This window comes from Vreelandella sp. H-I2 (assembly GCF_052959335.1).
In genome coordinates, this window is record NZ_JBRAMC010000008.1 from 266,081 (window position 1) to 287,704 (window position 21,624).

The following is a 21,624-nucleotide window of genomic DNA, read 5'->3' on the forward strand; positions in this document are numbered from 1 at the left end:
ACTACGCTATTGACCACCATAAGGCGCTGAAGAGGCTGCTATGCTCGCAATACTCGCGATTACCACTCCTATCTTTCTGCTGATCGGTATTGGCTATGTGGCTCGGTGGAGTGGTGTGATGCAGCGCGAGCAGTTGCAAGGCGTCGGTATTTTTGTGCTGTATTGCGCCCTCCCTGCCCTGGTCATTCGCGCGCTAAATCAGCAGCCTTTGGAGGCTATTTTTCAGCCCCACTATTTGGTTGCTTACGGGCTTGGTTCGCTAGCGGTGTTAGGGACGGGGTTGGTGCTTTGCTTAAAGCTGCAGCGCCAGCCACTTAACGCCAGCGCGATGCAGGCGCTGGGGATGGCCGCGGCCAACAGTGGTTTCGTTGGCTACCCGGTGGCGGCGATGGTCATCGGTTCGCCGGCGGCGGTGCTCTTGGCACTCAACATGCTCATTGAGAACCTGCTTGTTATTCCCACCGCACTGATTCTTGCCGAAATGGGTAATCAGCATGGATCCAGCGTATGGAAAACCGTTCGTCAAACGGCGCTCAATCTGGCCAAAAACCCGGTACTCATCGGGCTCACGGTGGGTATACTGATTGCGGTAACAGGCGTCGTCATACCCAGCCCAATTGAGAAAGTGATCAATATGCTGGCGGATGCGGCGGGGCCGGCGGCGCTGTTCGTTATCGGAGGGTCGCTATTTGGCCTTCACGTTAAGGGGATGATGCGAGATGTGGGGCAAATCGTGATCGGCAAGCTGCTCATTCATCCCCTAGCCATCCTGGTCGCGTTCCTGCTTATTCCGGATATCGAACCGATCTACTTTGCCGGTGCGCTCTTATTCGCTGCCTCGCCAATGATTAGTATTTATCCGCTATTCGGCCAGCGCTACGGCTTAGGCGGGGTTAGCGCCACCGCTATGCTAGTGGGCACGATCACTTCTTTCTTCACGCTCAGCTTGATCATCTGGCTAATGACGCTGTCAGGTTTGCTGTCGTTCTAAAACGCTTTGCTTTTCAGTTATGCACTAAAACACCAGGGCCTGCACTTTACCTGACAGTACCTGACAGTAAGAAAAACAAGCAGCGAGGGTATATACCCATGAAACTATACAGTGGCTACTGGGGTCACTGGTGATCCTATTGCGCCCGGTAAACGCAGTGGCGGTGCCGTTAATAAGAACCGAGTGCGACCACGGCTATGCAACCACTCAGCGATATCCTTCAGATACCACAGCTCTGCCAATGGCAGGCCAAGTTTGAATAGGCAGTGATGGTGCAAGGGAAGCTTGGAGCAACAGCCTGGTTCCAATTCACGATCCAAGTTCTCTACGGCGTAATTATCCGCACAAATTGCCGCAATGCCGCTCTCAGTAATCCATTCCAGTAGAGCTTGGTCGCTACCGTCGAGCACTGCGCCGGTATTTTTCAGCACATCAGGCTGCGGACTACCCTGCATATCCAGCAGCGCTTCAGCGAATCCCGTGCGTAATACCAGCATATCTCCACGCTCAATCACCACATTCAGTTGCTCAAGCGCATCCATCAGCGCGGCATAGCCTACCAGCGTTCTTCCCGCGCCGAACACCCTTACCAGGTCCACCAACACGGCCCGGCCCTGCATCCCGTGTACCGCCAGTGTCTCAATACCCAGTCGCTGAGCATAAGAGTCATGCTGTTGCTGGGGATTTTGGCTCAAGTTGAGGACATCCTGCTCAGCCAAAAAACCGTTGTAATAGCGGCATTCCGGTTTACCGTCGTCATCACCATCAAACAGAGCGCCTACGTGGGCGAGTGAGTCCCACTGGGTGGAGTACTGCAACGAGATATGAACCTGATCATCACTGATAACGTCACGCAGTGTAGGGGCATGAGTGGCCAAAGGAAAATTGATGTATTGGTCATCACCGAGTGCCGTTGGCGACAGCTTCGGCGGCGAACGGCGAGGATTCAGCACCTTGCCACCAGGGATATCCAATGGCAGTGATAAGCAGAACGTAATGCCTTCGTGGACTTCCTTGGCGCCTTTGAGTACCTGCTCAGGTCCGATGAGATTGACCCGCCCAAGCTGATCGTCTGACCCGAAATCTCCCCAGTTGCTCCCTTCGGGACGCTTCTTCCAACGTGGCTGATTCATGACTCGTTTCCCTTAGAATGCTGGGTGGCAATATCGATGATGCGTTGCAGTCTTTCCCGTTCCTGAGCTTGGTGTTGCACACGCGACTCGTCGCTCCAGCGGTAGAAACCTCGTCCTGACTTGGCACCTAGGCGCCCTTGAGCAACGTAGTCTTCCAGAAGTGCCGCAGGCTTATCGCGCGCATCGAGATCCGGGTAGAGGTAACGAGCGATATTGAGGTGGGTATCTAGCCCGTTGAGATCGCGCTGACACAGTGGGCCGTTTAACGCCATGCGTACACCGATGGAATACTGCACGATGTCATCCAATGCCTCGGGCTCTACAACGCCTCTCTCTAGCAGGGCGAGACACTCACGCATCACCGCATGCTGGATTCGGTTGGCGACGAAACCGGGCACACAGGTATTTAGAATCGCAGGGCGTTTTCCCAACTGCTTCAGCCAACGGCACGCCGTTTCTACTACCGACGCCTTGGTATGGCTACCGGGAACTACCTCGACTGCAGGAACGACGTCTGCTGGGTTGAAAAAATGAGTGCCTAAAAACCGTTGAGGTAAGCGCATGTTGGCGGCAATCTCATCGATCTGGATACCCGAGGTATTCGTCATGATGATAGTACTATCGGCCACGCTAGCCTCGATTTGGGATATAACCTTCTGCTTGATCTCGACGTCTTCGGTCACGCTCTCGATCACAAAATCGGGACGCTGACCGACCGTTAATTCTGAGGCAAAGACAACAGCAGCAGAGCTCTCTTCCATACTCAGACGACTGGTTTCCAATACGTGTGGGTTGGTATCGACCACGATAACGTTGACACCCTGTGCCGCCATCAACTTAGCCAAGGTGGTACCCATGGTGCCAGCGCCCACCACCGCGGCGTGTAATGCATCGTCCGGCATCAGCCTTCCTTTCTATTTCACTTGCCTCGAGCCGTATTTACGCCAGCCCTAGACAAATGTCGCATTGAATAAAATAATTCGCGGGTTAACTATCACTGCAATAAACGAACTTATGTGCGCTATACGTACATAGTAGACAATGACAATCACGCCGACAATACGAGGCTGCTTCTAATGAATGCGCTGGCAAATTTCTTCACCCGGCTCGTCAATCGCTATATGCCTGACCCATTGGTCATTGCCATCTTCCTGACCATTCTCACCATGATTTTAGCGGTGCTCATACAGGGCGCTAGTCCGCTGAATGCAGTACGTTATTGGGGCGACGGATTCTGGAACTTGCTGGCGTTCAGCATGCAGATGACGGTCATCCTTCTGGCGGGTTACATTTTGGCGAAGACCCCCTTGGTAGATGGTGCTCTCAACCGTATCGCTGCACGTGTCAAAACGCCTTTCGTCGCTATTGTGGTTGCTACCCTGGTAGGGGGAATTGGCAGCTGGTTAAACTGGGGCTTTGGCCTTGTCATCGGTGGGATCGTCGCTCAGAAGCTGGCGCTCAACGTGAAAGGCTTGCATTACCCTTTAGTGATTGCCGCTGCGTATTCGGGTTTTGCTCTTTACGGCATTGGCCTGTCGGGCAGTGTGCCGCTATTGATCGCTACCGAAGGGCACTTCCTACAAGATTCGATCGGGCTGATACCGCTAAGCGACACTATTTTTTCTCCTATTCTTTTGATCACCAGTGCCCTCATTCTTCTCACATTGCCACTTTTCAATGCTTGGCTTCACCCTAAAAAAGCCGAGGATATCGTCGAAATCGATCCGGACTCGGTAGCGGTGCCTACCGAAGCTCCTCTTTCCAGCGGCGAAAAAATCACCATTGCCGAGCGTTTGAATCGTAGCAGGTTGGTGGGCATCACTATTGGCTTGCTCGGCATGCTGTACATCGCGCTATACGCGTTGGACGGTGGCTCACTGAACCTTAATACCGTCAATTTCGCCTTCCTGTTCCTGGGTATCTTGCTATTTGCCTCACCCTCCCATTACTTGGCCGCCTTGGCGGATGGAATTCGTATTGTCTCCGGTATCGTCGTGCAATACCCCTTCTACGCAGGAATCATGGGGATTCTGGTGAGTTCAGGCTTGGTGGTGTCATTCGCCAATATCTTTGTTGATATATCCAGCGCGCAAACGCTACCAATCTGGTCATTCATTAGCGGTGGTATCATCAACCTGTTAGCCCCCTCCGGTGGCGGTCAGTGGGCAGTTCAAGGCCCTGTCATGGTGCAAGCTGCCACAGAGCTGGGCGCCTCTCAGGCAGCCACGGCGTTAGCAGTGCAGATTGGTGACCAGTGGACCAACATGGTTCAGCCGTTCTGGATCCTCCCGGTACTGGCCATCTCCGGCCTGAAGTTGCGCGATGTGATGGGCTACATGGTTCTCATCCTGATATATCTGGGAATTATCTACGGCAGTGCCATGCTAATCTGGGGCTACCTCGGTGCCTAACCAAGCATATCAACACAGGATGTTTACATGCCTTTTCTGATCGAAACGTTCGACAAGCCCGACCGCCAGGCCCTGCGCCTCGAGGTACGCCCCGCTCATCTTGATTACCTGGACGCCAATGCGAATCTCTTATTGGCTTGTGGCGCCAAGCTTTCTGACGACGGCGCCATGGCGTCAGGCGGCATTTACCTGGTCGATCTGGAGAGCCGCGAAGAGGCCGAACGCTTTATTCAAGCCGATCCATTTTATCAGGCAAAGCTATTCGCCGAGGTCCACATTGTGCGCTGGCGGCAGGCCTATCTAAATCGGCAAAATACTTTATAACGTCATCAGATAGAAGCAATGCAATGCTGTTTCAAGTGTAAATGGTAGTGAAACTGCCACCAGACATGCCGGCCGAGCAAGCAGCTGACATCAAGGCGAACGAGAAAGTCTACGCTCAGGAACTACTGCGGCAGAGCAAATGGCGCCACCTATGGCGAGTCGCTAGTAGTTACGCCAATGTCAGCATATTCGATGTCAATGATAACGCCGAGCTTCAAGGCATTATTAGCGGCTTACCCCTATTTCCTTATATGGATATCCAGGTAAAGCCGCTCTGCCGTCACCCCTCTTCAATACGCAAGAATGATGCTTAATAGTAGGCCTTTCTAACGCGTCACGATGCTTGTTTGGTGTAGTGTTGCCCTATCGAAGTGAATGCCCACTCGGCCTAAACACGCTAAGGATAACTGAATGAGTCAAGATGTTGCTCAACACCCCAATACTCAAAACCAAGTTGCTGTTGTTACCGGCGGAGCTAGAAACATTGGTCAAGCCATTGCCCTGCGCTTACAGCAAGATGGCTATCGCGTGGTCGTTGTGGATATCGTCGAACCCGAAGCGCCGACCCTGCAAGCCGATGCTTATCAGATCGATCTGGCTGATGCAGACGCTACTCGCCGTGTCATGGCAGAAATCGCCGAACACCATGCAGTAACCCGACTGGTCAATAACGTAGGCATTGTTGCCCCCGCGCTGCTTGAAGAGGCGCAGCTTGAAGACTTCGACAAGTTAATGCATCTGAACGTACGCTCGGCGCTGATCTGCACCCAGGCGCTACTGCCCAGTATGAAGGCTAGTGGCATGGGGCGTATCGTTCTGAACACCAGCCGAGTGGTGCTCGGCAAAGAGGCACGTACGATATATAGCGCTACCAAAGGGGCACTGCAATCCATGGCGCGCACATGGGCGTTGGAACTTGCCGAACACAATATTACGGTTAATTGCGTTGCGCCAGGCCCCATTGCGACCAGTGCTTTCTGGCAAAACAACCCACCCGATTCTGAACGCGCCCGACGCATCGTCGAAAATATTCCGTTAAAACGCATGGGCCAGCCCGAGGATGTCGCTCAGGCCGTTAGCTTTTACTGTGATGAGCGCAGTGGTTTTATTACTGGCCAGACGCTGTTCGTGTGTGGCGGGGTGACCGTCGGCTAGGTAGTGAAGTTACCTCACGCCCCCTTTTTCACGCAGGGTGCTGATTTCCTCAGTGCCTTTGTGCAATAAGCGCGCTAACACGCTATCGGTGTCCTCGCCCAAGCGTGGCGGCGGCTTGTGGTACTCCAAAGGGGTACGGGAGTATTTGATAGGATTGGCCACTCCCGGTATTGAGCCATTTTCGGACTCCAGCTCCACCTGCATTTTTCGCGCTTTCACCTGTGGATCATCAAAGACCTGGGCAATATTCTGGATCGGCCCACAGGGAACGCTGATAGCACTGAGTACTTCTATCCATTCTCGGCTTGAGCGCCCTTGGGTGATGGTGACTATTTGCGGGATCAGATCAAGCCGATGCTTAACGCGTTCAGGGTTAGTGCTGAACCGGGGATCGCTTGCCAAATCAGGTCGCCCGACTGCCTCACAGAAGCGCCTGAACTGCCCATCATTACCGATCGCAATGATGACTTTTTCACCGTCCGCGGTCGGAAATGGCTGGTAGGGCACTAGGTTAGGATGGTACTCGCCCGTCCGGGTCGGAGGGGTACCACTGCAAAAGTAGTTCATCGCTTGGTTCGCCAGCCAGCTCACCTGAACATCCAGCAGCGCCATATCGATATATTGCCCTTCCCCCGTCTGGTGCCGGTGGTGCAACGCGCCAAGAATAGCGATGGTAGCGTTCATCCCCGTGGTCAGATCTGAAACGGCCATGCCCACCCGCTGCGGCCCAGCGCCCGGTTCTCCATCGGCTGCGCCGGTAATACTCATTAATCCGGCTTGTGCTTGAATCAGATAGTCGTAGCCTGCCATGGAGGCCATTGGCCCCGTCTGACCAAACCCGGTAATAGAGCAGTAAATCAGTCCTGGATTGATCGCCTCTAACGTCGCGTAATCAAGCCCTTTTTTTGCCAAGCCACCGCTTTTGAAGTTCTCTACCAGAATATCGCTTTCAACTACCAGTTCACGCACCAGCGCCTGCCCTTCAGGCTGGCCGATATCCACGGTCACCGAATGTTTTCCGCGATTGGCGGAAAGGTAATAGGCCGATTCCAAGGTGTCGTTGCCCTCCCGGTCTTTTAGCCAGGGCGGCCCCCAGTGGCGAGTATCATCACCAAGCGTGGGGTGTTCGATCTTGATGACCTCAGCGCCCATATCCGCCAGTATCTGGGTACACCAAGGCCCCGCCATTACCCGGCTTAGATCTAGTACGCGCAAGCCTGCCAACGGACCCGCCATCGCATATCTCCCCTTTAGAGTGTGATTGGCACCGCTTAAATCGATATCGCTTCGCCGCTCCTCCCTACAGGTATGTAAGGGAGCGGCGCTAGCGAATGCACTCAGACCTTCGACACCGTATCGGTCTGGCGGGCCTTTCGACGTCCCTCCAAAAAGCGATAAAACGCCAAGGCAATAGAGCCCACTGTCAGGGCGATAAAGAACCAGGTGATAGGCCCACGCACAAAGATAGACAGATCGTTAGAACCAATTAAAAGCGAGCGACGCAGGTTATCTTCGAACATTGGCCCCAAAATAAAGCCAATGAGAAAGGGCGCGGCGGGGATGGCAGCTCGGTTAAAGATATACCCCAGCACCCCGAAAGCCAGCATCAATCCCACATCGAAAGTGTCGTTATTGACGGCATAGGCGCCGTAAACACAAAACATCAGCACAATCGGAAAAAGAATTGGTTTAGGTATGTCAGCAATCAGTGAGAAGTACTTGATGGCGACATTGCCCACCAACAGCAGGATAACCGAGCTCAGCATGATGCCCATGAAGAGTGCATAGATGAGTGACAGGTTCTCTTGGAACATCAGCGGGCCGGGCGTTAACCCGTGGACCATAAAGGCACCGAGAATAATCGCCGTGATCACATCGCCAGGAATGCCTAACGACAGCAGCGGGATCATCGTAGCGCCAGCAACGCCGTTATTGCCGGCTTCAGCCGCAGCCACCCCCTCGACTTCGCCTTTGCCGAAATTCGCTTTGTTAGGAGAGCGTCGACGGGCATCGCTATAGGAAATAAACGCTGCCGCTGTGGCCCCGGTGCCAGGGATGGCCCCGATAATAACCCCGATTAAACTGCCACGAACGATACTTTTCATACAGCGTTTAAGCTCAGAGAAGGCCAACCCTGCCCCACTTGCCTTGGCCTTGATATGGGGCACCGCTTTCTTACGATAAAACTCGATAATCTCTGGAATGGCGAACAGACCAATCAACAGCGGAATAAAAGAGATGCTGTCCATTAGGTTATAGCTGCCAAAGGTCAAACGCTGAGAGCCGAAGACATCGTCCAGCCCCACCATGGAAAGCAGGATGCCCAGCAGAGCGGCCATCAACCCTTTGATCATGGAGCCACTGGCGAGCGAAATAATGATCGTGAGAGAGAAACAGATCAGCCAGAAAAACTCCGGCGCGCCGAAATTAAGGGCGATTTTAGCCAGATAAGCGGCAAAGAAAATCAACGCAATATTAGAAATAAAGTCAGCGATAACAGAAGAGTAGAGAGCGGCTTTAAGTGCTTTCTTCGCATGCCCTTGCTGGGCCATGGGGTAGCCATCAAGCAGAGTACAGGCAGAAGCGGGCGAGCCTGGTGTCCTTATCAAGATCGCTGTAATCGAGCCACCGTACATGCCGCCCTTGTAAATCCCAACTAACAGCAAAATGGCTGCGATTGGCTGCATTGAGAAAGTAAACGGCAGTGCTAGTGCCACCGCCATGGTTGCTGTTAACCCAGGGATCGAACCAACCACTACCCCAACGACGACTCCCACCGCAATCGCCAGAAAGTTCTCCAGGCTCACGAATAGCTGTATGACTTCCGAAAAAATTTCCATAGCTCACCTAGAAAGAATAAACAGTCACTCAGAGCCAAAAAGGCATCATCGGAAGCGGCACATTCATCACTTCAATAAACAAAAGTGCAACGACAATCGGAAACAGGAACGCCAAGCTGTATACCCACCACGTGCGAACGGGGTGTGCCACGAATAGCACCAGTGTTGCCAAAATGCCGCTGAACACCGCCCCCATCGATTCAAACAAGGCAACATAAATCACTAAGGCCACGATCATCATAAAAAACCGCCGCGGCGAGCCTTTTTCAATCGAGCGCTCGTCATCCTCGCTAGGGCTTGATATCAGCAGTCCCTGGCCGATAAGCAATATAGAAAACAGCACGATTAACCAGCCCACGATACGTGGCAGCCACTGAGGCGACATCATTGGATTCTGTAGAATAGGCGGTTCGTTGATGTAGTTGGGTACCAAGTAAAAGACCAGCACAAGGGCAAAAACAAGAAGGACGCCCCCTGCTATCACATCACCCATGTCCTTTATCTTCACCCTGCGCTTGGGATCCGATGTCGTCATCGCTGCCTTCTCCAAAGAAATAAGACAGGCAAGAGCGGAAGCCCTCGCCTTTACTCATGGGTAGCTACTTAGCTTATTGGCTGATGCCTGCTTGCTGGGCAACCTCTTCCCAACGCTGCAAGTCATCGGCGATGAACTGCTTAAACTCTTCACCAGCAACTTGGCCTGGCTCAGCGCCTAACTGCTCAGCGAAATCCAGAAACTCTTCACGCTCCATTACGTTGGCGAGTGCTTCTCGCATTTTACTCTGCGCTTCTTCGGGGAAAGAGCTATGTGCAATCAAGCCAAACCAAGCGGTCGTGATGAACTGGTCTAAGTTGTGTTCACCAATTTCTGACAGTGTGGGGACATCGGGGAGATATTCAGAGCGCTCGGCAGACGTAACCGCAAGCGCGCGCAGATCGCCGGAACGTATATGCGAAAGTACCGTTGGCATATTCTCAAACGACACATCCACATCGCCGCCCAACAACGCTGGCAGTGCCGCGCCACTGCCCGCAAAAGGTACGGCGGTCATGTTGGTCTCTGTCAGTGTCTTAAACAGCTCACCCGACATGTGGATAGAACTGCCCACCCCACTGTGGCTAAAGGTCATGTTCTCTTCTTTGGCAGCTTCCACGAAATCAATGACATTTTCGTAAGGGCTGTCTGCCGGCACCACCATGACATTAGGAATATCGATCATGTTTTGTAGAAAAACGAAGTCTTCTACCGGGTCATAAGTTAGATCAGGGTAGATCGCGGCGCCGATGGTGTGGCCCGGAGAAGCCATTAAAATCGTGTGGTCGGCATCGCGTCCACCACGGGCGAGACGTCCGGTGCCTACCGTAGAACCAGCGCCGGGGCGATTTTCCACAATGACGTTGGCGTCAAGTTCTTGCTGAAGCAGATCGGCAACGCGACGCGACAGTACATCGGTAGTACCGCCTGGCGCATAAGGCACGACTAAGCGCACATCGTTAGTCGGCCATTCATCAGCGCTGGCAGAGGAAACAGTGAGCCCAAGCGCCAGAGCGCTAGTGCAGGCAGCCAAGTAAGCAGAGCTAAGGAGTTTGTTCATTTTTTCTTCCTGTGCGTGATTAAGTCATTATCATGCTTAATTATTGTTCGTAATACGTATTCGTAGCTACTACTCTGAGATTACGTTGTTGCTAACCTTTTAAAAAACACAACTTTAGTTGCAAGGGAGATTTAACTACTGCGGATAGGACCCAACGCTCACTTTGCCAACGCTCGCCCATCGCATAAGTTCGCAATGCGAACTTTTTTACGATATCTTTTATTTCATACATTAAGACAATTTCAAATTTCAAGGCAATGGATAGTAAAAAATGCAGGAAGAAATACTGAGTGAAGATAGCCGTGATTTTGTAACAGCGCTTGCTAGCGGCTTAGAGGTTATACAGGCATTCGACCATGACCACCCGCGTATGACATTAAGCGAGGTGGCTACGCGGACAGGAATGAATAGAGCAAAAGCTAGGCGCTTTTTACTCACGCTGCATGCTCTGGGGTATGTCCGTAAGCAACAACGTTACTTTGAATTAGCTCCCCGAGTTCTCCAGCTAGGCTATGCCTTTTTATCGGCTAACAATTATAGGGACGTTATCCAGCAATATTTAGAAGATATTACTGCTGAAACCGGAGAGTCCTCATCGCTTGGCGTGCTAGATGGCAACGAGGTCATTTACGTAGCACGTTCTGCAGCAAAGCATCGCTTGATGGCAATTACGCTGTCAGTAGGCACCAGATTGCCAGCGGCGCATACGTCTATGGGGCGCATGCTACTGGCTCAACTCAGCGATACGGATCTTGAACACGTCCTTTCGTCGATTGTGCTAGAACCCTACACCGATAAAACGGTGACTGAGGTTCATGAACTAAGAAGCCAAATCAGTAAAGCGCGGCAGCAGGGCTATGCTATTTCTGATCAAGAACTTGATTCCGGCTTGCGCTCCATCGCCGTTCCTGTCTATGACGCCAAGCAGCATTTAATGGGTGCGATTAATATCAGTACTAACGCTGCTCGGGTCGATCTCGATACGTTGATTAATGTCTACTTACCTGTCTTGCAAAAGAAAGTGGCTCAAATACGGTCGCACATTAATTAGACGCTACGATCACAGCCTCTAGCGCAGCTCGATAACCTTGCGTCCCTAATCCGGCAATCACACCATCGGCACGCAGCGAGACGTAAGAGTGATGCCTAAACGCTTCTCGCTTGTGCACATTAGATAAATGTACCTCAATCACTTTGCCATCAAAGGCATTGAGGGCATCAAGAATGGCCACTGAAGTATGCGTAAAAGCGGCGGGATTGATAATAATCGCCTGGGTGCCATCAAGGCGTGCGGCATGAATAGCATCAATCAACGCCCCTTCATGATTACTTTGTAGGCAGAGTATGTCCCAATCTGCCATCACCGCTTTCTCTCGCAACATGTTATTTACATCGTCTAACGTCTCGTATCCGTATATCTCTGGCTGACGACTACCCAGCAAATTTAGATTAGGGCCATGTAATACCAAAACTTTGCCTTGACTCATTACTCACTTCCACCCTGCGCAGTGTTTTATAAGTTGGTTTTATAAACTGGCTAACCGCTTAAATTGACGATACTGCCTGTTCTATCACTTAACTCGCCAATTGCGCCAGCGCCTGTTCAAGCGATGCCTGCTGGCGTTGGGTATACAGCTCAATCTCATCTATCACGGTAGTCCCTAAAGCCTGCTCGAATTGCTGTTGGCTGGCGCTACTTCCATAATGATCATGACGACTTTCACCCAAGTTGGATTGGAAAATACCGGCTGCGCTCACGGGTAAGAAATCTTCATAAATCATCGGTGTGACTGACAGGGCGCCCTGCTCAATCAGTTGATCGACTTGTGCTGCTGAAACCGGCCCTTGCACCGGCACTCCCTTCACCGCGTGGTAATGAAAGAAAGCTAGCGCTTCACTGCGCAGGATGGCGTAATCATCGGGGAACGCGGTAAATACTTCCGCTAAATGCGCTTGATGAGCGTCATTATCCGCAGCCTGAGGCGCATTTTCCCGGGCAGCCGCTAGCAGGCGGTCATAAAGCTCGCGCCCCTTACGGGTTAAGGCAATACCACGTTGTTCGATCTCGCCAAAGCGCGCAGTATGCTTGCCTTCAGCGGCATCCGCGAAAGCGATGGTTTCTTCCAATGCTTTAAAGCTGGTCTGACGCAATAATATCGGGCAATCGCGGCGGGGCGGGCCTTCAATGGTAGCTTTGGGATCAATACCCACGCTCGGCATACGCCGCTGTACTTCATCGATATCCAGCGTTCGCGGGGTTAGGTGGTTAATGTGGGGGCCACGGAAACAGACCACGTCGGCAATTAGCCGGTGCTCATTATGTAAACGGTCATAAGTAGCCAAATCGACCGTGGCGTTGTCATGCCAGCGGAACGTTTCCAGCGCTTCCTGAACGAACTGCTCGGCATCGGCGGCGTTAAGCCCACCCTGCTGTTCAAAGCGCTCGATCAACGTTTTGACGTTGTCAGTAAAGATATCGCGACCACGTAGAATCTTGCTCGCCTGTTCCCTTAGTTCAGCTTTTTCAATCAGTTCAAGGCGCAGTAACGAGGTAAAAACACGAAAAGGATTGCGCTTGAGTGCACTATCAGCAACCGGACGAAACGCCGTGGAGTGAACGGGCACGCCCGCTGCCGAAAGGTCGTAATAGCCAACCGGCTCCATCCCCATCACCGCGAACATGCGGCGTAGCATGGCAAGCTCGTCTGCGCTGCCCACTCGGATGGCGCCGTGTCGCTCTACATTGATCCGCGTCAGCTCATCGCTATCCTGCAGCGTACTGTTAAGCGCAGGATTAGCAGCTAGCACCTCTCTATTAACAGCCTCAACCAGCGACAATAAAGTGCCGTATTGCGGTACCTCCTGCTGATACATCGCCGACATCGCGCTGGAAAACTGGTCGCGGATTTTATCGCTGCTAACGTACACTGAACTCATCGAGTTATCCTTTTAATAAACGGCTATACCTGATCAAAAAAGCTATACCTGACCATAAAAGACGATACCTACATAGTAGCGCTATCGGCATATTAACGATTTCACATTTTCCGCCCCTTGCTACACATTAAAACCATAAAAAAATCGTTGTAAAAAGCCGCCCTCAACCCTTAATAGACGACCACCTTAAGCTGCTACATTAGTACTTGACCTTATTATTATAGGCATAGCACCCATGACGCCTCCTCTTTATCTCGGTTTGCCCATGTGGGCCAATCGAGACTGGCTCGGCAGCCTTTATCCGCGCCATGCCAAGACAGCGCTATTAAGCGATTATGCATCGGTCTTTTCGAGCGTTGAGGGCAACACCACGTTTTATAGCGGTATTCCAAAGCCGGAAACGGTAGCCGCCTGGGCGCAACAAGCACCGCCCCACTTTCGTTTCTGTTTTAAATTACCTGCCAGCGTCACCCATGACCAACGGCTAACGCGGTTAGAAGATGCATGGGCTTTTTTAGCCGCGCTAGAACCGCTGCATGAATGTCTTGGCCCAACCATGGTTCAACTACCCCGCGATTTTGGCCCCCAAGAGCTTCCTCAGCTTGAGGCGTTGCTCGCCGCTTGGCCGGCCCAATTACCTTGCGCGGTAGAGGTACGCCACCCTGCGTTTTTCCACAAAGGGAGCGCAGAAATTGCTCTTAACCGCCTGTTGATAACTTATTCGGCCAACCGCGTAATGCTTGATGTTCGTCCGCTCTTCTCAACCCCAGCAAATGACCATATGGGCCTGGCTCATGCCCAACAAGAAAAGCCGAAACTCCCACTCCACGTGCTTTCCACGGCAAATTATCCGGTGATTCGCTTCATTGGCCATATTGACAAAACAATAAACAGTGGCTACTTCACCGCCTGGAAGGCTCAACTAAAGCTGTGGATAAATCAGGGGAAAACCCCTTTCTTATTTGTGCATACTGCAGATAATCGTGAGTCCCCACAGATGGCCCGTTTACTTTATAACGCGCTCGGAGAAGTGACCTCATTGCCTCCCCTTGACCCCTTTCCAGGCGAAAAGCAAAGCCAGCTGTTTTAGCCCTCCTTTTTAGGTCAGCTAACTGGCATGCTTGCAGTTGATCAGATAAATTGCGCTTACTTTCGGAAAAGGACGCTGGCAATAACGCTATTTTCCGAAAACTCGCGTGCACAGCACGCAGTAACGTACACAACAATCGACTAAATGGGTGATGTATGGCGAAGCTTGCACATGCGCAGTGGTCATCGCGGATGACCTTTGTGCTGGCCGCCGCTGGTTCAGCGGTGGGCCTAGGGAATATCTGGAAATTCCCCTACATGGTGGGCGAAAGCGGGGGGGCTGCTTTCGTATTTGTCTATCTACTCTGCATCGCGCTGATTGGCTTGCCCATTCTCGTTTCTGAGTGGCTACTGGGGCGTCGTGGCCAGAAGAACCCTGCCAGCACGATGTCAGAGTTGGCCCGCACAGCGAATAAACCTAAAGCATGGGCCATTGTTGGCATTAGCGGCATTATCGGGGCCTTTTTGATCTTGTCGTTTTACAGCGTGATTGGCGGCTGGTCGCTTTACTACACTTTAAATTCGGTGAGCGGCGCGTTTAGTGGTCAAGACGCCGACGGCATTGGCGCACTGTTTAATGGCATGCTCAGTAACCCAGGCTTACTATTACTGGGTCACTCGGTCTTTATGCTGTTGGTTATTGGCATTGTCGCCCGCGGTGTTACGAAAGGCCTTGAGGGTGCTGTGCGAATTTTGATGCCGGTCCTCGCAATGCTGCTCGTTGTGCTGATCGGTTACGGTATGTCGACCGGGCACTTTGGCGAAGCGTTGACCTATATGTTCAACCCGGACTGGAGCAAGCTCACAGCAGAGACCGTGCTAGCCGCCCTGGGTCACGCCTTCTTTACCCTCTCTTTGGGAATGGGCATCATGATGGCTTACGGCTCGTATCTGGGCAAAGACATCAACCTGCTGCAAACCGCCCGTACGGTTATCATCATGGATACCGTCATCGCCCTCGGTGCTGGGTTAGCCATTTTCCCTATTGTATTTGCCAACAATCTGGATCTTGCCTCAGGTCCTGGGCTGATTTTCGTCACGCTGCCGTTGGCGTTTGGCAATATGGATGGCGGCTTAATCTTAGGCTTGATGTTCTTCTTGCTGCTGACGTTTGCCGCGCTGACCTCGGCGATATCACTGCTTGAGCCGGTGGTTGAGTTCATTGAAGAGCGTACGCCGCTCAGCCGTGTCATGGCAACGGTTGTGGCAGGTGTAGGCGCCTGGTTACTGGGCATTGCGGCACTGCTTTCGTTCAATGTGTGGAGCGAGCCACTCATGTTTGGGCTAGGCGTGTTTGATTTGCTGGATACGCTGACCAGCAAAATAATGCTGCCTCTGACGGGGCTAGGTGCGATTCTTTTCACCGCTTGGTGCTTAGAGCGCAACAGTGTCGAAGCCGAACTAGGCCTTTCCGCGACCGGCAAGAGCGTATGGAACATCATCGCGCGCTATTTAGCGCCCGCTGGCGTTATTGCCGTATTTGTGACTGGGCTTATTTAAGATAAGCCGTCACTACTCTGCCATTTGCTAATCTCAGTGCAATTCGCTCTCTTGCCGATCTTCATCAGGCAAGGGGGCGATGTCTCGCGATAGTTTCTGAAACTCTCTGTGCAGCTCAATACCACGGCGCGCTCTTAAGCTGCGCTGGGCAGCGCTACGCTGTCGTTGAGCATGCTCATCCACTTGTAAACTCATAAAAATGTCGAGCAATTCGCTTTTAACCGAGGTGATTCGTTCGACGTTTCTCATAATCGACGTTCCTCCAGATGAATATGCCTACGTCCACCTGCATTCGTGACGACTGTTATGATGCAGTGCGGCACTTCAATTATTACTATAACCTACTTGACAAAATGATGACCAATCTTAAAAAAAAGGGCTAACGGCCTTTAAACGTTACCCCTTACACCGCTTTCCATGCCCATTTACGCTATCAGTCAGGCATACTGTCGAAATGCTAGAGGTAGCCAAGTCTGTGTAGAGAGCCAAGGAGCTGAACGTGAGTCGCGCCCTGTTCGATGAAATGAGACGCCGCATGGAGCACTTTAGACGCTCCGAGCAAAAGGTGGCGCGGTTTGTACTGCGCAATCCAGAAGAGGTCATCCACATGCGTATTGTGGATTTGGCCACCGAAGCCACCGTTAGCGAACCCACTGTGGTGCGCTTTTGTCGTGCGTTGGGTTGCAATGGTTTTCAGGATTTCAAGCTACAGCTGGCGCAAATGCTGGCCAGCGGCAGCCAATTTGCACAGTTTTCCATGAACGATAGCGACTCTGTTGCTGAGTTCTCCCACAGCATTTTTGACTCTACCGTGGGCACGTTGCTGTCTGTGCGCGACCGGCTTGATAACGACTCCTTAGGCCGCGCAGTTAATGCCTTGGCAATGGCTAATCGCGTGGAGTTTTACGGCTTTGGCGCATCTGGTGCTGTGGCCTTTGATGCCCAGCACAAGTTTTTCCGCCTGCAAATTTCCACCTCAGCCTACGCCGACCCGCATATGCAGAATATGTCGGCGGTGACCTTAAAAGAGGGCGATGTGGTCGTAGCGATTTCACAAACCGGGCGCACCAAAGCGTTGGTTGCCAGCGTGCGCCTGGCTCGTGAAGCGGGCGCGACAGTCATAGGCCTCTGCCCCAGCGGCTCACCACTCGCTGAAGAGGTCAGCCTGCCGCTGTATATCGATGTCCACGAGGACACCGAAATTTACACGCCGCTTAGCTCACGCATCGCTCATCTAGTACTCATCGACGTACTCGCTGTCGGCGTGGCCAAAACCCGCGGCCCGAAACTCGCCGAACAGCTCAAAGCGGTTAAAAAGAGCCTCAACACGCTGCGCTTTCCTGAAGAGTCCTAGACTTTACCCATACGTTCTGGATAACCGGGTGCGAGGGCAGGTTGAAGCGAGGGTCTTTTGACAGGGATGTCAAAAGTAGCGCCCATGGATGGGTTCACAGCGCCCTCGCGGAAACCTGCCCTCGTCACAGAGGCAGGAAGATTACCACACCTGTATACACAGCCAGTTCGCTGGCTGTGCTAGACTAGCCGCCTATTTTTTGATCCGGCAGCGGCTACTATGGACGACGTCACGGCGATTCTCGATCAGCTCAACTCCGCCCAGCGCGAAGCAGTGAGCGCCCCCCAAGGCAACCTATTGGTGCTCGCAGGCGCAGGCTCCGGCAAGACCCGCGTGTTGGTCCATCGCATCGCCTGGATGATGCAGGCGGAAGGGCTATCTCCCTACGCACTGCTGGCGGTTACCTTTACCAATAAAGCTGCCAAAGAGATGCGGACACGTCTTGAGGCGCTGCTCAGCCTCTCGATGCGTCATGTGTGGGTGGGCACCTTTCACTCCATTGCCCACCGTCTGCTACGCACCCACTGGCAGGACGCCCGGCTGCCGCAACACTTTCAGATTATCGATTCTGATGATCAGCTACGTCTGGTCAAACGGCTGCTGAAAGATTATTCGATTGATGACGAACGCTACCCGCCGCGCCAGGTGCAGCATTTTATTTCCGGCTGCAAAGAGGAAGGACTGCGCCCACATCAGGTTAACGTCGATGGCGATGGCTACATGGGCCAAATGGTCGAGCTCTACGAGCGCTACCAGCTTACCTGCGAGCGCGGCGGCCTGGTCGATTTCGGTGAATTGCTGCTGCGAAGCCTTGAGCTGCTGCGCGATAACCCAGCGCTTTTGAAGCATTACCAAGAGCGTTTTGGCCATGTCCTAGTAGACGAGTTCCAAGACACTAATACGTTGCAATATGCCTGGTTGAAGCTGCTAACGGGCATGAAGACCCCTATGACCGCTGTCGGTGATGACGACCAGTCGATCTACGGCTGGCGCGGCGCCAAAGTAGAGAATATCAGCCGCTTTGAGCAGGAATTCCCGCAAACCCATACGGTGCGTCTAGAGCAGAACTATCGCTCCACCAGCGCCATCCTGGAAGCCGCCAATACGCTGATCAGCCACAACAGCGAGCGGATGGGCAAAAACCTATGGACCGATGGCATCGAAGGCGAACCGATCTCGATCTATGCCGGGTTTAACGACCTGGAAGAAGCCCGCTATATCGTCGACACCATCAAAGAGAAAGTCGATGAAGGCTTTAACCGCCGCGATATTGCCATTCTCTACCGCTCCAACGCCCAATCGCGACTGTTGGAAGAGACGCTGATTCGCCAAGGCATGCCCTATCGTATTTACGGCGGTCACCGCTTCTACGAGCGTCTGGAAATCAAGAATGCTCTGGCCTACCTTCGCCTGATGATCAATCGCGATGACGATGCCTCCCTTGAGCGGGTGATCAACGTGCCCACCCGTGGCATAGGTACGCGCACGGCGGAGATTGTCCGCCAGCGTGCCCGTGAACAAGGCATTCAGCTTTGGCAGGCGCTCCACGATGCGATCCACGACGGCACCTTGAAGGGCCGCGCGGCTAATGCCGTGCAAACCTTCGCCAACCTGATCGAGCAGCTCGATAACGATGCCTCAGGGATGGCGCTGCATGAAATTATCGATCACGTCACGGTTCATACCGGTTTGATAGAGCACCACAAAAGTGAACGCGGCGAGAAAGGCCAGGCACGGGTCGAGAACCTGGAAGAGCTCGTTACCGCTGCCCGCGCCTTCACTCAGGGCGATGTGTTTGAGGCACCCGAGGCGGGCGAAGGCATGGCGGCACTGGAAGCGTTTCTCTCAGAAGCCGCCCTTAACGCTGGCGACCACGAAGCCGAAGAGTTCGAGGACAGCGTGCAGCTGATGACGCTGCACTCCGCCAAAGGCCTGGAATTTCCAATAGTGTTCATTGCGGGTGTTGAAGAGGGGCTGTTTCCGCACAAGATGTCTATCGAGGAGCCGGGCAGGCTCGAAGAGGAGCGCCGGCTCTGTTACGTGGGCGTGACCCGCGCCATGCAGAAACTCTACCTGACCCATGCAGAAACCCGCCGCCTGCACGGTAAAGAGGTGTTTCCACGCCCTTCGCGCTTCTTGCGTGAGCTACCGCCACACCTGCTGGAAGAAGTGCGCTTGCGCGGGCATATTTCTCGCCCGGTGACCGCCTCACGTACCTCCTTTGCCCAGCAAAGCGTCGAGAGCAGCGGCGATCTGCCTAGCCTGCACGTCGGCCAAGGGGTTGAACATCCAGTATTCGGCGAAGGGATCATTCTCAACGCGGAAGGCGAAGGCGCCCGCGCCCGCGTGCAGGTGAGTTTTGAAGGCGAAGGCGTCAAATGGTTGGTACTTGGCTTTGCCAAACTAACGCCACTGTAGGCAACTTTAAAGAGGACATTATGAAACAACGCTTTAAACGCCTATTTCCTGAAGTTAGTAACGGATGGCAAACACTAAGCGGCTACCAGCGCTTTGAACGTTTAATATCAATGGTGTTGACCCTGGCCATCGGCGGAGCCGTGCTAGTGGCCATGTACTATCTAGTGATTCATGTGGTACAGCTGCTGTTTATTCAGAGCCGTGACCCCTTCGACTACCGCGTATTTCAAGCGCTGTTCGATATGATTCTTACCGTATTAATTGCCATGGAATTCAACAATTCCATCATTCGCACAATGACCAGTGGGAAAGGCTTTATTCACGTCGAAATCGTGGTGTTAATTGCGATTATGGCATTGGTGCGCAAATTTATGGTGTTGGATATGGAAGTCATCGATCCTTGGCAAATTGGGGCGTTATCGATGGCGGTCTTGGCGTTAGGCGGCTGCTATTGGCTGGTGCGTCATGGCAACAGCATGAAAGACGCAGCGGATGATTGATCAGAAGGCTTGCGAGCTAAATTCGCTATAAAGCATACTAACAAGCGGACACGGCGCACTTAGCGCCCTATAACAACAGCATGATTACTTTTGGAGTTCTGCTCACATGCAACGCCGTAACTTTCTCAAAACCGTTGGCCTAAGTGCCGCCGGTGTCGCTGCTGCCCCTTTTGTCACTACTTCAAGTGCGCGCGCTCAAGAGACCTACACTTGGGATATGGTCACCTCGTGGCCGAAAAACTTTCCTGCCCTGGGTACTGGCGCAAATGACTTTGCCCGTCGGGTCGAGCAACTTTCCAATGGTCGCATGCAGATCCGTGTACATGGCGCGGGTGAACTGGTACCTGCGCTCGAAGTATTCGATGCCGTGGCTGCCGGTACCGCTGAAATGGGTCACTCTGCTTCTTACTATTGGCGCGGCAAAGTGGCTGCCTCACAGTTTTTTACCGCCGTGCCGTTCGGTATGAACACGACCGAAATGAACGCCTGGTTGTACCATGGCGGCGGTCAGGAACTGTGGGATGAAATCTATGCCAACCACAACCTCAAGCCCTTCGCCGTCGGCAATACCGGCACGCAAATGGCCGGCTGGTTCAAGAAAGAGATCAACTCGCTGGAAGATATGCAGGGGCTGAAATTACGCCTACCGGGTCTTGCGGGTGAGGCCATGAATGGCATCGGTGTGAGCACCGTCAATATGCCAGGATCTGAGATTTTCACCTCGCTGCAAACCGGCGCTCTGGATGCCGCTGACTGGGTTGGACCCTATAACGATCTGGCCTTTGGCCTGCACCAAGTGGCTGATTACTACTACACCTCGGCGTGGAACGAGCCAACGGCTGTACTGGAAGGTACAATCAACCTTGATGCGTGGAATGCGCTCCCTGAAGATCTGCAGGACGTCATTCGCGAAGCCGCCCGCGCGTCTAACTTAGCAATGATCAGCGAATTCGCCTTCCGTAATGCCCAGGCGTTGGAAGCGCTGGTCGATGAGCATGGCGTTCAACTGCGCACCTTCCCTGAAGACGTCATGGCGGCACTTTACACCTCGTCACAGGAAGCCATTCAGCGCCAGGTAGATAGCGATGAGGAGTCACGCCGTGTGTATGAGTCTTACTCAGCGTTTCAGAAACTCCTACGTCCGTTTAGTGACGTCGGCGAATACGCCTATCTCAAGAATCGTGACAACGTAGATGCCTAATCATTTAGGCAGATAAGCGGCAGGCACGGCAAAAGGGCGCTATTAGCGCCCTCAGACTGCTGACGAACCCCACTTTTTGTGGGGTTTTGTCGTTTAAGAGGCTCCTTTCTGAAGCGATCACTAGTGAGCGCGGTTTTTTAGTCATCGCGCATTGAGGTGTTGCTCCAACAGGCATG

Annotated in this window: 21 protein-coding genes; 12 read left to right on the plus strand and 9 right to left on the minus strand. The window is 53.0% G+C overall.

Annotated features, from left to right (window positions below; all coding sequences use genetic code 11):
* Positions 1–40: 40 nt before the first annotated feature.
* Positions 41–991 (plus strand): AEC family transporter, encoded by a 951-nt coding sequence (locus tag ACUVOF_RS19445; RefSeq protein ID WP_447045911.1) that lies wholly within the window; start codon positions 41–43, stop codon positions 989–991.
* 104 nt (positions 992–1,095) lie between these two features.
* Here ACUVOF_RS19445 and ACUVOF_RS19450 read toward each other — a convergent pair whose 3' ends face one another.
* Positions 1,096–2,124, minus strand: a complete 1,029-nt coding sequence (locus tag ACUVOF_RS19450) for a cyclase family protein (RefSeq protein ID WP_447045912.1) — start codon at positions 2,122–2,124, stop codon at positions 1,096–1,098.
* Positions 2,121–3,026 carry a 3-hydroxyacyl-CoA dehydrogenase NAD-binding domain-containing protein gene (locus tag ACUVOF_RS19455; RefSeq protein ID WP_447045913.1) on the minus strand — a complete coding sequence of 302 codons (906 nt, stop codon included), beginning with the start codon at positions 3,024–3,026 and terminating at the stop codon, positions 2,121–2,123. The genes ACUVOF_RS19450 and ACUVOF_RS19455 overlap by 4 nt, the downstream gene beginning before the upstream one ends.
* 174 nt (positions 3,027–3,200) lie before the next feature.
* Between ACUVOF_RS19455 and ACUVOF_RS19460 the strand changes: the two genes are divergently transcribed.
* The 4 genes from ACUVOF_RS19460 to ACUVOF_RS19475 all read left to right on the plus strand — a co-directional run bounded on the left by ACUVOF_RS19460 (position 3,201) and on the right by ACUVOF_RS19475 (position 6,014).
* Positions 3,201–4,535, plus strand: coding sequence for a short-chain fatty acid transporter (locus ACUVOF_RS19460; RefSeq protein ID WP_447045914.1), 1,335 nt, complete (start codon positions 3,201–3,203; stop codon positions 4,533–4,535).
* A gap of 27 nt (positions 4,536–4,562) precedes the next feature.
* Positions 4,563–4,859, plus strand: coding sequence for a YciI family protein (locus ACUVOF_RS19465; protein ID WP_447045915.1), 297 nt, complete (start codon positions 4,563–4,565; stop codon positions 4,857–4,859).
* 41 nt (positions 4,860–4,900) lie between these two features.
* On the plus strand, positions 4,901–5,173 hold the full coding sequence (gene catC / locus ACUVOF_RS19470; protein WP_447045916.1) for a muconolactone Delta-isomerase: 273 nt from the start codon (positions 4,901–4,903) through the stop codon (positions 5,171–5,173).
* A gap of 97 nt (positions 5,174–5,270) precedes the next feature.
* Positions 5,271–6,014 (plus strand): SDR family NAD(P)-dependent oxidoreductase, encoded by a 744-nt coding sequence (locus ACUVOF_RS19475; protein ID WP_447045917.1) that lies wholly within the window; start codon positions 5,271–5,273, stop codon positions 6,012–6,014.
* A gap of 9 nt (positions 6,015–6,023) precedes the next feature.
* On the opposite strand, the gene ACUVOF_RS19480 is transcribed toward ACUVOF_RS19475, so the two are convergent.
* From ACUVOF_RS19480 to ACUVOF_RS19495, 4 genes are all read right to left on the minus strand, one after another.
* Positions 6,024–7,250 carry a CaiB/BaiF CoA transferase family protein gene (locus ACUVOF_RS19480; RefSeq protein ID WP_447045918.1) on the minus strand — a complete coding sequence of 409 codons (1,227 nt, stop codon included), beginning with the start codon at positions 7,248–7,250 and terminating at the stop codon, positions 6,024–6,026.
* Between the two features lie 101 nt (positions 7,251–7,351).
* Entirely contained in the window at positions 7,352–8,854 is a 1,503-nt protein-coding gene (locus ACUVOF_RS19485; protein WP_447045919.1) for a tripartite tricarboxylate transporter permease, read from the minus strand.
* Between the two features lie 28 nt (positions 8,855–8,882).
* Positions 8,883–9,389 carry a tripartite tricarboxylate transporter TctB family protein gene (locus tag ACUVOF_RS19490; protein WP_447045920.1) on the minus strand — a complete coding sequence of 169 codons (507 nt, stop codon included), beginning with the start codon at positions 9,387–9,389 and terminating at the stop codon, positions 8,883–8,885.
* Positions 9,390–9,462: 73 nt separating this feature from the next.
* Positions 9,463–10,449 (minus strand): Bug family tripartite tricarboxylate transporter substrate binding protein, encoded by a 987-nt coding sequence (locus ACUVOF_RS19495; RefSeq protein ID WP_447045921.1) that lies wholly within the window; start codon positions 10,447–10,449, stop codon positions 9,463–9,465.
* 271 nt (positions 10,450–10,720) lie between these two features.
* Between ACUVOF_RS19495 and ACUVOF_RS19500 the strand changes: the two genes are divergently transcribed.
* On the plus strand, positions 10,721–11,500 hold the full coding sequence (locus tag ACUVOF_RS19500; RefSeq protein ID WP_447045922.1) for an IclR family transcriptional regulator domain-containing protein: 780 nt from the start codon (positions 10,721–10,723) through the stop codon (positions 11,498–11,500).
* On the opposite strand, the gene aroQ is transcribed toward ACUVOF_RS19500, so the two are convergent.
* Together aroQ and hglS are read right to left on the minus strand one after the other, a co-directional pair.
* The gene (gene aroQ / locus ACUVOF_RS19505) at positions 11,493–11,936 is read right to left on the minus strand and encodes a type II 3-dehydroquinate dehydratase (RefSeq protein ID WP_447045923.1); all 444 of its coding nucleotides are present in this window, start codon (positions 11,934–11,936) and stop codon (positions 11,493–11,495) included. The genes ACUVOF_RS19500 and aroQ overlap by 8 nt on opposite strands.
* Positions 11,937–12,024: 88 nt before the next feature.
* Positions 12,025–13,386 (minus strand): 2-oxoadipate dioxygenase/decarboxylase HglS, encoded by a 1,362-nt coding sequence (gene hglS, locus ACUVOF_RS19510; RefSeq protein ID WP_447045924.1) that lies wholly within the window; start codon positions 13,384–13,386, stop codon positions 12,025–12,027.
* 235 nt (positions 13,387–13,621) lie between these two features.
* Here hglS and ACUVOF_RS19515 point away from each other — a divergent pair, with 235 nt between their 5' ends.
* Both ACUVOF_RS19515 and ACUVOF_RS19520 read left to right on the plus strand, forming a co-directional pair.
* Positions 13,622–14,476, plus strand: a complete 855-nt coding sequence (locus ACUVOF_RS19515; protein WP_447045925.1) for a DUF72 domain-containing protein — start codon at positions 13,622–13,624, stop codon at positions 14,474–14,476.
* Between the two features lie 155 nt (positions 14,477–14,631).
* Positions 14,632–15,975 (plus strand): sodium-dependent transporter, encoded by a 1,344-nt coding sequence (locus ACUVOF_RS19520; RefSeq protein WP_447045926.1) that lies wholly within the window; start codon positions 14,632–14,634, stop codon positions 15,973–15,975.
* A 33-nt stretch (positions 15,976–16,008) separates the two neighbouring features.
* Here the strand turns inward: ACUVOF_RS19520 and ACUVOF_RS19525 are convergent, their stop codons facing one another.
* Positions 16,009–16,224, minus strand: a complete 216-nt coding sequence (locus ACUVOF_RS19525; RefSeq protein WP_035556145.1) for a PA3496 family putative envelope integrity protein — start codon at positions 16,222–16,224, stop codon at positions 16,009–16,011.
* A gap of 250 nt (positions 16,225–16,474) precedes the next feature.
* Between ACUVOF_RS19525 and hexR the strand changes: the two genes are divergently transcribed.
* From hexR to ACUVOF_RS19545, 4 genes are all read left to right on the plus strand, one after another.
* Positions 16,475–17,329 (plus strand): transcriptional regulator HexR, encoded by an 855-nt coding sequence (hexR, locus tag ACUVOF_RS19530; protein WP_447045927.1) that lies wholly within the window; start codon positions 16,475–16,477, stop codon positions 17,327–17,329.
* Positions 17,330–17,548: 219 nt separating this feature from the next.
* On the plus strand, positions 17,549–19,747 hold the full coding sequence (uvrD, locus tag ACUVOF_RS19535) for a DNA helicase II (protein WP_447045928.1): 2,199 nt from the start codon (positions 17,549–17,551) through the stop codon (positions 19,745–19,747).
* Between the two features lie 20 nt (positions 19,748–19,767).
* Positions 19,768–20,247: a phosphate-starvation-inducible PsiE family protein gene (locus ACUVOF_RS19540; protein WP_447045929.1), complete on the plus strand. Its 480-nt coding sequence runs from the start codon at positions 19,768–19,770 to the stop codon at positions 20,245–20,247.
* A gap of 106 nt (positions 20,248–20,353) precedes the next feature.
* Positions 20,354–21,448 carry a TRAP transporter substrate-binding protein gene (locus ACUVOF_RS19545; protein ID WP_447045930.1) on the plus strand — a complete coding sequence of 365 codons (1,095 nt, stop codon included), beginning with the start codon at positions 20,354–20,356 and terminating at the stop codon, positions 21,446–21,448.
* The last annotated feature ends 176 nt before the right edge of the window (positions 21,449–21,624 follow it).